The organism is Sorangium sp. So ce834 (assembly GCF_051521425.1).
In the GTDB taxonomy this organism is placed as follows: domain Bacteria; phylum Myxococcota_A; class Polyangia; order Polyangiales; family Polyangiaceae; genus Sorangium; species Sorangium cellulosum_D.
In genome coordinates, this window is record NZ_CP150351.1 from 2,091,808 (window position 1) to 2,101,482 (window position 9,675).

8 protein-coding genes and 1 tRNA gene are annotated in these 9,675 nt (G+C 67.7%); 7 read left to right on the forward strand and 2 right to left on the reverse strand.

All coding sequences use genetic code 11. The features are described from left to right. The first annotated feature begins 69 nt into the window (after positions 1 to 69). From WMF20_RS07505 to WMF20_RS07535, 7 genes are all read left to right on the forward strand, one after another. Positions 70 to 145 (forward strand) — tRNA-Asn (locus WMF20_RS07505). A gap of 149 nt (positions 146 to 294) precedes the next feature. Next, a complete protein-coding gene (locus WMF20_RS07510; RefSeq protein WP_437611901.1) occupies positions 295 to 1,503 on the forward strand; it encodes an efflux RND transporter periplasmic adaptor subunit in 1,209 nt (402 codons plus the stop codon). A 1-nt stretch (position 1,504) separates the two neighbouring features. Further along, a complete protein-coding gene (locus WMF20_RS07515) occupies positions 1,505 to 2,725 on the forward strand; it encodes an ABC transporter permease (protein ID WP_437611903.1) in 1,221 nt (406 codons plus the stop codon). Continuing rightward, the gene (locus tag WMF20_RS07520; protein WP_437611905.1) at positions 2,718 to 3,404 is read left to right on the forward strand and encodes an ABC transporter ATP-binding protein; all 687 of its coding nucleotides are present in this window, start codon (positions 2,718 to 2,720) and stop codon (positions 3,402 to 3,404) included. The genes WMF20_RS07515 and WMF20_RS07520 overlap by 8 nt, the downstream gene beginning before the upstream one ends. Positions 3,405 to 3,738: 334 nt before the next feature. Next, the gene (locus WMF20_RS07525) at positions 3,739 to 5,478 is read left to right on the forward strand and encodes a DUF262 domain-containing protein (protein ID WP_437611907.1); all 1,740 of its coding nucleotides are present in this window, start codon (positions 3,739 to 3,741) and stop codon (positions 5,476 to 5,478) included. Beyond that, positions 5,475 to 7,751: a DUF262 domain-containing protein gene (locus WMF20_RS07530; protein WP_437611909.1), complete on the forward strand. Its 2,277-nt coding sequence runs from the start codon at positions 5,475 to 5,477 to the stop codon at positions 7,749 to 7,751. The genes WMF20_RS07525 and WMF20_RS07530 overlap by 4 nt, the downstream gene beginning before the upstream one ends. A gap of 49 nt (positions 7,752 to 7,800) precedes the next feature. Beyond that, complete coding sequence (locus WMF20_RS07535; RefSeq protein ID WP_437611911.1) at positions 7,801 to 8,112, forward strand: hypothetical protein; 312 nt, start codon at positions 7,801 to 7,803, stop codon at positions 8,110 to 8,112. Positions 8,113 to 8,162: 50 nt separating this feature from the next. On the opposite strand, the gene WMF20_RS07540 is transcribed toward WMF20_RS07535, so the two are convergent. Together WMF20_RS07540 and WMF20_RS07545 are read right to left on the reverse strand one after the other, a co-directional pair. Continuing rightward, positions 8,163 to 8,708, reverse strand: coding sequence for a hypothetical protein (locus tag WMF20_RS07540; RefSeq protein WP_437611913.1), 546 nt, complete (start codon positions 8,706 to 8,708; stop codon positions 8,163 to 8,165). Further along, a complete protein-coding gene (locus WMF20_RS07545) occupies positions 8,692 to 9,618 on the reverse strand; it encodes a PD-(D/E)XK nuclease family protein (RefSeq protein ID WP_437611915.1) in 927 nt (308 codons plus the stop codon). The genes WMF20_RS07540 and WMF20_RS07545 overlap by 17 nt, the downstream gene beginning before the upstream one ends. Positions 9,619 to 9,675: the final 57 nt, after the last annotated feature.

Sequence of the window (9,675 nt, forward strand, 5' to 3'; positions counted from 1 at the left end):
TGAAGCGCGGTGCGGATTCGCTTGACGGGAAGGGCTGGCCGACTATTCTCGCGCCCGTCTCCGACGCATTCCAGCTTAGCTCAGTTGGTAGAGCAGGCGGCTGTTAACCGCCGGGTCGCTGGTTCGAGTCCAGCAGCTGGAGCCACTCTTCTCTCCTTGCGAACTTCGCAGCGACGCGCGGTTCACGGAGCGCACCAGGTACATGCCTCGGGGGCTTCGTCGTTTCTCCCGCGCCCACGTTCCGCGTGACGGGCCTCGCAGGCCGCGCCGGTTCGGTGGTAGACCGTCCGGCCGATGCGGACGCTCTTCCGGCGCCCTGGGCTCTGGATCCTGATCGCGTTGCTCGCGGCCTCCACGATCGTGATCGCGGTGCGCGCGCGTGGACCCAAGGTGAAGGTCGCCGTGGCCGCTCGAAAGGCGCTCGAGCAGCGCGTCGTCGCGAGCGGACGGGTGAGGGTGCCGACGCGCGTTCAGGTCGCGGCGCAGGTCCCGGGCCTCGTCGTCGCGGTCGGCGCGATCGAGGGGCAACGCGTGAAGGCGGGCGATCTCCTCGTGCAGATCGACGACGCCGAGGCGCGCGCGGCGGCATCGCAGGCGAAGGCCGCCGTCGACCAGGCGAACGCGCGCGTCGAGCAGCTCCGCCGCGTCGGCGCGATCGTCGCGACGGAGGCGCTTCGTCAGGCGGAGACGAACCTCGAGCGTGCCGAGGTCGAGCTCGCGCGGGTGCGAGAGCTCTCGGCGTCGGGGGCGGTCGCTCAAGCCGAGCTCGACAACGCCCAGCACAGCGTCGAGCTCGCGCGCGCGCAAAAGGTCGCGGCGGAGGCGCAACGCATCGCTTCGACCCCGATGGGCGCGGACTCCCGCGTCGCGCTGACTGCGCTCCTCCAGGCGCAGGCGCAGTATGTCGGCGCGAACGTTCGCCTCGCGCAGACGCGGATCGTGGCGCATCAGGACGGCGTCGTGCTCGCGCGCTCCGTGGAGCCCGGCGACGTCGTGCAGCCGGCGCGAACGTTGATGGTGCTCGCCGCGGACGGCAGCCCGCAGCTCGTCTTCCAACCCGATGAGCGGAACCTCGCATGGATCGCGCTGGGGCAGAAGGCGCGCGCGTCTGCGGACGCCTATCCGCAACAGGTGTTCGACGCCGAGGTGAGCTACATCGCGCCTTCCATCGATCCGCAGAGGGGCAGTGTCGAGGTGCGCCTCGCGGTGCCGAGCGCGCCGGCCTTTCTCTTGCCCGATATGACCGTCTCCATCGATCTCTCGGTCGCTCGGCGCGAGAATGCGCTCGTCGTTCCGAGCGACGCCGTGCGCGACGCGGCGACGCCGGCGCCTTGGCTGTTCGCGGTCGAGGGCGATCGCCTCGTGCGCAAGGACGTGAAGCTGGGCATCCGCGGAGAGGGCGCCGTCGAGGTCGTCGAGGGCCTGGACGAGGGGAGCGTCGTCGTGTTGCCCGACGGACGGGTCCATGCGCCGGGTGAGCGCGTGCGCACGGAGCTCGATTGAGATGCCGTTCGAGTGGTTCGTGGCGCTCCGTTACCTGCGCGACGCGAAGGGGCAGACAGCGCTGATCCTCGCGGCGGTGTCGGTGGGCGTGAGCGTGATCGTCTTCCTCTCCGCGCTCATCAACGGCCTCCAGGGGTCGCTCATCGACAAGACGCTCGGCTCGCAGCCGCACATCACGTTGCAGGTGCCGCGCGAAGCGCCGCGTCCGCTCGTCGACCCCTCGCACGATCGCGCCGTCGCGCGCTCCGTGCAGCCCGCGCCGCAGCGCCTTCGCTCCATCGACCAGTGGCCGCTCGTCATGGCCGACGCGGAGCGCGCCGCCGGCGTCATCGCCGCGTCGCCGGCGATCGTGGGCGCCGGCTTCGCCGTCCGCGCCGAGGCGAAGAACGCCATCGTCGTGCGTGGCGTCGATCCCGAGCGTTTCCTCGCGATCATCGACGTCCGGAGGCGCATGCGCGCGGGCCGGTTCGACGTCGCCGGGGGCGACGCGGTCATCGGCGCCGTGCTCGCGAGCGAGCTCGGCGTCGGCGTCGGCGACAAGATCCGGATCACGACCACCGAAGGGATCGACGATGTCGTCGCGATCACGGGCGTCTTCTCGCTCGGCAACGAGGCGGTCGACAAGACGTGGGTGATCACGTCGCTCCGCAGGGCGCAGACGCTCTACGCGCTCCCCGGCGGCGCGACCTCGATCGAGCTCAAGGTCGCCGACGTGTTCGCCGCCGAGACCGTCGCGGGCGAGCTGCGCGGAAGGACGGGGCTGAAGGCGGACAGCTGGATGAAGATCAACGCCGAGCTGCTCACCGGCCTCTCGGCGCAGAGCAGCTCGAAGAGCATGATCCAGTTCTTCGTCGTCCTCGCGGTCGCGCTGGGGATCGCGAGCGTGCTCATCGTGTCGGTCGTCCAGAAGTCGCGCGAGATAGGTGTCCTCCGCGCGGTCGGCACGTCGCGGGGCCGCGTCCTGCGCATCTTCCTGATCCAGGGCGCGGTGCTCGGGCTCCTCGGGTCGTTCGTCGGATCGGCGTTCGGTGCGCTCCTGTCGAAGCTCTTCGAGGGCCTCGTGCGCGGGCCCGACGGCGCCCCGAAGTTCCCCGTGCAGCTCGATCTCGAGCTCTTCGTGCTCGCGACCGCCCTCGCGGTCAGCGTGGGGCTCCTCGCCGCCGTGCTCCCCGCGCGGCGCGCCTCGAGGCTCGATCCGGCGTCGGCGATCCGCAATGGCTGATCCGCTGCTCGTCGTCGAAGGCGTGGTGAAGGAATACGGCCAGGCCGTCGTCTCGCGCGCGCTCGACGGCGTCGATCTCCGGATCGAGAAGGGCGAGTTCGCCGCGCTGATCGGCCCGTCCGGCTCCGGCAAGAGCACCTTGCTCAACATCATCGGCCTGCTCGACCGGCCGACGCGCGGGCGCGTGGTGGTCGACGGCAAGGACACGACGGGGCTCGACGAGGCGAGCCTCACCCGGCTTCGCGCGCGGACGCTCGGCTTCGTGTTCCAGTTCCACCACCTCTTGCCGATGTTCACCGCGCTCGAGAACGTGATGCTGCCCGCCTGGGGCGACGAGGGATTCCCTTCGTCGACCATGAAGGCGCGCGCGGCCGAGCTGCTCGGGGCGGTGGGGCTCGCTGAGCGGATGAACTTCAGGGCGACCGCGCTCTCGGGCGGCCAAGCGCAACGCGTGGCCATCGCGCGCGCGCTGTCGCGAAGGCCGCCGCTCGTCCTGGCGGACGAGCCGACGGGGAACCTCGATAGCGAGTCGTCGGCGGAGGTGTTCGCGCTGATGCGGCGGTTCAACCGGGAGCTGGGGACGACGTTCCTCGTCGTCACCCATGATCCGCGCATCGCCGAGCAGTGCGACCGGGTGATCGAGATCGTCGACGGGCGCATCGCCAGCGACCGCGGATGAGGGGCATCCTGGCCCCCCGTGTCAGAGAAGTTGTAGCCTGATTTGATCCGCTTACGGAGGATCTGGTCACCGTTTCCGGGGAGCGGAGACAGGCTTTGAGGCGAGAGAGTACTCAGAGTCCTTCAAAAGAAAAATCGTCCAACGGCTCCTCGCCACAGGAGGACCGACGGCGCGACGCGCTCGCCCGCACGAGCAACTCGCCCGACGGCGTGCCGGCGCCGCGAGCTCAGCCTTCGCCGCAGCCTGCTCCCATGGTATCGTTCGCGATCCATGAGGCTACACGGCGACAACGCGGACTTCGGCGAGGGCCGTCCGTCGGAAAGGGCTGTCTGAAGTGGCTGGCGAGACGACGGAAGGCGCGCTCCTCGAGCTCAAGCTGATAAGCGACATCGCTGGATCGTTCCGCGTCCCGAGGTACCAGCGAGGCTATCGCTGGGGCGAGCTCGAAGTGAAGCGCCTGCTCAACGACATCTGGGAGAGCAAGGGCGAGCCCTACAACCTTCAGCCGGTCGTCGTGAAGCGCGACGGCGAGACCGCGTGGGAACTGGTCGATGGCCAACAGCGATTGACGACGCTGTACCTGATCTTCGTGTTCATGCAGCGCGCGGGGCTCAAGAACGTCGGCCCGCCATACTCCATCAGCTACGACACGAGGGCGAAGAGCGGGAACTACCTGCAATCGCTGGACCCCGCGCTCGCCGACAGCAACATCGACTTCTTCCACATCCACGCGGCGTACGCGTGTATCCGCGCCTGGTTCGAGCAGAAGGGGCCGACGCCACTCAAGAGGCAGGAAGTCGCCGACGACGTCTTTCGCTGCCTTTGCAAGAGCGTCCGCGTGATCTGGTACGAGGCGCCGAAGGGGCTGGATTCGACGATGCTCTTCACCCGCCTGAACGTCGGGAGGATTCCGCTCACAGACGCAGAGCTGTTCAAGGCGCTCCTGCTCGCGCGCAGTCGGGGCGGCGCCGGGACCACGGACAGGGCTCACGAGATCGCCGCGCAGTGGGACAGCATCGAGCGCGATCTCCAGCATCCCGATGTCTGGGCGTTCGTCGCGGATGATGCGGCCGCAGAGAGCCCGACGCGCATCACCCTGCTGCTCGACACGATCGCCGGGGGGCCTCGCGGTCGAGCGCGTCCGCGGTTCCACACCTTCGACGTCCTGCGGGAGAAGGGGGAGCAGAGTTCTCCGACGGCGGTCTGGGACCAGGTCGTCGATCTCCACGCGCGCGTTCTCGGCTGGTACGAGAAGCGGGACCACTACCACAAGATTGGCTACCTCGTGGCCGTGGGGCAGCGCTTCGGCGATCTCGTCGCGCTCGCAAGAGGCAGGACGAAGAGCGAATTCGGGGCTGCCCTCGACGATCTGATTAGCGACACCCTCGACCTCACGCCCTCCGGCGTGACGACGCTGAGCTACGAGTCCGACGCGCGCACGTGCGCGCGCCTCCTTCTCTTGATGAACGTCGAGACGGTGAGGCGAATGAAGGACTCGACCGAGCGTTACTCGTTCCGTAACCATCGCGGCCAGCCATGGTCGCTCGAGCACATCCACGCGCAGCACGCGGAGAGCCTCACGAAGGCCGAGCAGTGGAAGGAGTGGCTCCGGCTTCACCGCGAGGCGCTCGCGGACCTTCCCTCGTTCGATGAAGTCCGCCGAGAAGAACTCCTCCGCCGGATCGACAACGTCGGCGACAAGATCGATCGGCAGGTGTTCCAGGAGCTCGCGCGCGACGTGGTGGCGGCATTCACGCGCGTGGACGCATCGACCGCGACGACAGAGCACTCGGTTCATTCGGTGTCGAACCTCGCGCTCCTCGCGAACGGCCACAACAGCGCGCTGAGCAACGCAGTGTTCGAGGTCAAGCGGCGGCGCATGCTCGAGCTCGATCGGCAGGGGGCGTACATCCCCATCTGCACGCGCCAAGTATTCCTCAAGTACTACACGGACGCCGACGCGCAGCAGGTCCACTTCTGGAGCACTCAGGACCGCGAAGCCTACTTGAACGCGATCCTCTCGCCCGACGGCGGTGTGGGCGCCTACCTGAAGCCCGAGGAGCCGCTGTCATGAAGAGCTATGTCACGTCCTACACCGGCCTGTTCGCTCGGCGCGCGGCGGACGCCCCCGTGGTGGAGCGCATCGAGATCCCGATCATCCAGCGGGACTACGCGCAGGGGCGAGACAGCGCCGCGGTCGCGCGCATCCGTGCCAACTTCCTCGGCGTGTTGCACGACGCGGTGACGACCGGAATGCCCATCAGCCTCGACTTCGTCTACGGCGACGTCGTGGGCGGCACGCTTCGTCCTCTCGACGGTCAGCAACGCCTCACCACCCTGTTCCTGCTGCACTGGTATCTCGCGTGGCGCGCGGACCGACTCGAGCAGGAGCAGGGCTGGAAGCGGTTCGAGTACGCCACTCGCCCGAGCGCCCGACGCTTCTGCGCGTGCCTCGTCGCGTCGAAGCCGCCCTTCGACGCGAAGCTGCGCGCCTGGTTCGAGGATCAGCACTGGTTCCAGCACACGTGGCAGTACGATCCGACGATCCAGTCGATGCTGGTGATGCTCGAGGCGATCCATGAGCGCTTCGCAGGCGCCGACTGCGCCGCGGCGTGGGAGCGGCTCGTGGACCCCGCGGCGCCCGCGATCTCGTTCCACCTGCTGCCGATCGAGTCGGTGGGCTTGAACGAGGACCTCTACATCAAGATGAACTCGCGCGGGAAGCCGCTCACCCCATTCGAGAACTTCAAGGCGAGGTTCGAGCAGCTCCTGGAGCGCTCCTGCCCCGACCGCGTCGAGGAGTTCGCGCAGAAGGTCGACGGCGCGTGGGCAGACCTGCTCTGGCCGTTCCGAGGAAGCGACGACATCGTCGATGACGAGTTCCTGCGCTACTTCCAGTTCATCACCGACGTCTGCGCGTGGCAGGACGGAGGGCCTCCCCCGGACGACATCGAGACGCTCGCAGAGCGCGTGTACGGTCCGGGAAACGAGAAGGCCGCGATGCACCTGGATTTCCTCGTGCGATGCTTCGATACGTGGGTGGACGTGGACACAGCGTCCGCGTTCTCGGAGACGTTCTCCCCGACGCCGGCCCCGCTCGACTCGGACGACACGAGCAAGGTGGTCCTCTTCGGCGCGCCGGGGAGCACGGTCAACCTGTTCGCCGAGTGCTGCCAGGGCGAGGCGCGCCTTGACCGGCCGCGGACGCTCCTCCTCTACGCCGTCCTGCTCCACCGGCTGCACGACGCCGCGGAGTTTCCGCGCAGGCTCCGCGTGCTGCGGAACCTGATCGAGGCGTCGAGCAGCGAGCTCCGCGCGGAGAAGATGCCGGCGCTGCTCTCGGATGTGCGGCGACTCATTGTCGAGGGGGCGCTTGGAGATGTCTCGAGCTTCAACCAGGCGCAGGTCACCGACGAACAGTTGAAGGTCGAGATGTTGAGCAAGGCGCCGACTCTCGAGCGCCATCTCTTCCACCTGGAGGATCACCCGCTCCTGCGCGGCTGCCTGGCCGCCTTCGAGCTCGATGCCACGGTGTTCGAGCGCCGGGCACGAGCCTTCCACGAGCTCTTCGCCGAGTCGGGCCTGCTGCCCGTCCTCTCCGGGGCGTTGCTCGCCGCAGGCGACTACTCGCGTCGCGTCAACCATCGCTTCTTGCAGCTCGGCTCGGTCAGCAACGTCTCGCAATGGAGGGAGAAAATTCTGACTGGCGCCAGCCGCGCGCACCTCGTAGGAGTACGCGACGCGCTCGGACGTCTCCTCGACGCCGTTGTCGAGCGAGATGGTGATGTGCGGTCGGCGCTCGAGTCTTTCACGAACCGCTGGCTGAAGAGCCAGGACGACGCGAACGGGTTGGACTGGCGCTGGTACTTCGTGCGTTACCCGGAGATGCGCGCGGGCCAGTCTGGCATCTATGCCTGCGCGAGCGGCGCGCTGGGCTACAACGTGTGCATGCTGGATAAGAAGGCGATGAGCAGCTATTACCGCGATCCATATCTCTCTGCGATCCGGCAGCTGAGCGGCGTCGCGGACACCGCCGTCCACGGAGCTGTCTGGCAAGACGGGTCCGGTGGTCCCTGGTTCACGGGCTACGAGACGGAAGCGCGCTGGATGCGCCTCGCGGCGAGTGGCGCGGAGATGCAGTGCGTCCAGGATGGGCTGGAGCTGCGCGCTCCTGCTGCTGCGCCGCACGCGAAGGCGTTCTCGCGCGTCTGCGAGGTCCACGGGGTGGGGCCCGATCTTCGCTTGAAGGTTCCGCAGGTCACCGTAGGCGGGCGCCAGCTCGACACGAAGGACCGGGTGCAGCTCGGCGCCGCGCTCCTTCGCGATCTGGTGAACGCCGGGCTGTAGCGGTTCGCACGTCGATCGCGGCCGGTGCTCATGGCGGGTGGCGCCGTCGATGATGACCCTCACGGAGCCGGAACGTCCGGCCGTCATCGTCGATAAACTACTACCCACGGTCGCGCGGTGTGAGGACTACCTGCGCGAGGTTCGGGATGCCGGCACGGTCCTGCGGGGCGCCGTGGCGGTCGACAAGTGGGAGCGCCGGCTGCTCGTTGCGGTGCACGCGGTCGGTAGCAGCGGCGCCAAGGCGGCCGCGTTGCTCGGCATGCCCGCTCGCACGTTCAACGCGAAGATGGAGAAGTTGGACGCGGGCAGGGCGGCGGCGAACGGCAGCAAGCGTCGTCGGTCGGCGTCGAACATCGAGTAGCTGCGTTGGCGAGAAAGCGGCTATTCGCCTCTGGTGGACTGAGCGCAGGGTCAGGCATCGACGCCCGAGAGCAGAGCGATGGCCTGCTGTGCTGAACGCGCCGCAAGCTCGCTCACTTTGGTGCCGACGACGAGCGGGAGGCCCTTGGCGTAGACGTAGTATCCATCGACGCTGTGCTCCACGTTACGTTCGCCGAGCGACTGGCGAAGCGCGTCGAGCGCCCCCTTCTTCACAACCAGCGAGGCATAGAGTTCCACTGCCGTGCCCGCCTCGCTGCGGTCCAACGAGAACTCGATTCGATACAGCTTCCCATCAAGGCCCGTCGGTGCCGGGAGGGCAACCGCTCGATTCTTGCTTGTGCTGGCTGGCTTGAACCGGGGCTTCGTGAGCTTGGCTTCGCCGAGCTTCGTGGCGAGCTGCGCGCCGGTCTCGTGAAGGAGCTCGACGACTAGGACGTCGATGTGCGCGCGTGCAGCAGTGAGCCCGCGTGCTTCGTCATCCGTAAGCTCGTTCGGGTAGTCGCCACCGGACAAGAACTCGGTCCAGTAGTCCGCGTTCTGCGCCGCGAACGCGAAGACATCAGAGATGACCGTCACGGAATCCTCCTGCACCCACCTGCGAGACGAAGTCGAGTGCGCTTCGCTGGTCGGCGAACGTCCAGTGTTCGAATGGGCCCTGTCCCGCGTACCCCAGCAGTCGCGCAACCGACCTCAGGTAGCGAGCGAGGAACGCGGAAGTGTCATCGTGTGATCGCGCGAGCGGCAGCCATCGTGATAGCAGGTCGGCGAAGGTGACGTGTATGCACGAAAGGCCCGTCGGCGGTCCTTCTGCGCCGGGAAGCGTCAGGAAGGCCAGCACCTTCGCTCGGGCACCGGCGCGGGCATCGAGTGCGGTCCGGTAACGCTGCAGCTGAGATGGCCCTTCGGTGGCGTGGACCTTGATTTCGACGAACGCGAGCAGCGCGGGGCTCTCGATCTGTAGGTCCACACGTCCACCGGGAACCACGACTTCCGTCGAAGCGACCGCCGCCGAGAGGCTGTCGTCGTCGACTGCTTCGGTCGGAGCTTCGATCATGGCGAGCACTGCTTCGAGGAGTGGCTCAGCGAGGCCGGGAACTCGGCGGCGATCCAGAAAATAGCCGAGCAACCGTGAATGAGCCGGCTCGTAGCGCAGCTCGCCGAGCGGCGAGAGCAAGTCCGGTGAAACTTCGAGCGTGCGAAGTGCCGCACGCTGCTCACGGTCGAGGGCTCGCAGGCGCTGGACGTTCGCACCCAAGAGCCGACGACGGAGGTCCTCTGGCCTCTCCATCACGAGGCGACGAAACAGGTCCAGGTCCTCGTCGACGACAGCGGCGGGAGCCTCCACGGAGATGGCACGGCGCGCGAGCTCACGTAGATAGTCGACGAAGAGCATCGGAGCAGGTGGCCGGCTCGCGGTCCAACGTTCAGCGAGCTGCCTGTAGTAGGCGAGGCGCTCTGCTGGATCAGGAACGACGGGCGTGACCATCGTGTGTATCATCGCGCGATCGGCTCCAGCGTGTCAACCGTCGTCGTGACTCGCTGC